This is a genomic window from Enterococcus spodopteracolus (assembly GCF_030441955.1).
Lineage (GTDB): Bacteria > Bacillota > Bacilli > Lactobacillales > Enterococcaceae > Enterococcus_B > Enterococcus_B spodopteracolus.
This window is the reverse complement of sequence record NZ_JARJHD010000052.1, coordinates 1-867: the sequence shown is the minus strand read 5'-3', so window position 1 is coordinate 867 and position 867 is coordinate 1. Positions and strand designations below refer to the sequence as shown.

The window sequence follows — 867 nt, the reverse complement described above, 5'->3', positions numbered from 1 at the left end:
TTCAAGAACAGCAAGCAGCATTGAGAACTTTGGAATCCAGTCCCTCTTCCACCTGCTGATCTGCGACTTATCAACGCCCACAGCTTCCGCTGTCTTCTCAGTTCCAAGCATTGCGATTTTGTTAAGCAACGCACTCTCGATTCGTAGAGCCTCGTTGCGTTTGTTTGCACGAACCATATGTAAGTATTTCCTTAGATAACAATTGATTGAATGTATGCAAATAAATGCATACACCATAGGTGTGGTTTAATTTGATGCCCTTTTTCAGGGCTGGAATGTGTAAGAGCGGGGTTATTTATGCTGTTGTTTTTTTGTTACTCGGGAAGGGCTTTACCTCTTCCGCATAAACGCTTCCATCAGCGTTTATAGTTAAAAAAATCTTTCGGCCTGCATGAATGGCCTTGTTGATCGCGCTTTGATATACGCCGAGATCTTTAGCTGTCTTGGTTTGCCCAAAGCGCATTGCATAATCTTTCAGGGTTATGCGTTGTTCCATACAACCTCCTTAGTACATGCAACCATTATCACCGCCAGAGGTAAAATAGTCAACACGCACGGTGTTAGATATTTATCCCTTGCGGTGATAGATTTAACGTATGAGCACAAAAAAGAAACCATTAACACAAGAGCAGCTTGAGGACGCACGTCGCCTTAAAGCAATTTATGAAAAAAAGAAAAATGAACTTGGCTTATCCCAGGAATCTGTCGCAGACAAGATGGGGATGGGGCAGTCAGGCGTTGGTGCTGTATTTAATGGCATCAATGCATTAAATGCTTATAACGCCGCATTGCTTACAAAAATTCTCAAAGTTAGCGTTGAAGAATTTAGCCCTTCAATCGCCAGAGAAATCTACGAGATGTATGAAG

At 42.3% G+C, this 867-nt stretch carries 3 protein-coding genes; 1 reads left to right on the top strand and 2 read right to left on the bottom strand.

What is annotated here, in order from left to right:
- Both P3R27_RS14395 and P3R27_RS14390 read right to left on the bottom strand, forming a co-directional pair.
- The coding region (locus P3R27_RS14395; RefSeq protein WP_218838179.1) for a CII family transcriptional regulator at positions 1 to 177 on the bottom strand (177 nt) is incomplete at its 3' end.
- A gap of 118 nt (positions 178 to 295) precedes the next feature.
- Positions 296 to 496: a Cro/CI family transcriptional regulator gene (locus P3R27_RS14390; RefSeq protein ID WP_000437875.1), complete on the bottom strand. Its 201-nt coding sequence runs from the start codon at positions 494 to 496 to the stop codon at positions 296 to 298.
- Positions 497 to 596: 100 nt separating this feature from the next.
- Between P3R27_RS14390 and P3R27_RS14385 the strand changes: the two genes are divergently transcribed.
- Positions 597 to 867 (top strand): helix-turn-helix domain-containing protein (locus P3R27_RS14385; protein ID WP_301399134.1); only part of this gene is annotated, 271 nt, incomplete at its 3' end.

Coding starts and splice junctions, on each gene's coding strand:
- P3R27_RS14390 (WP_000437875.1), bottom strand. CDS start 496: ATGGAACAACGCATAACCCTGAAAGATTATGCAATGCGCTTTGGGCAA.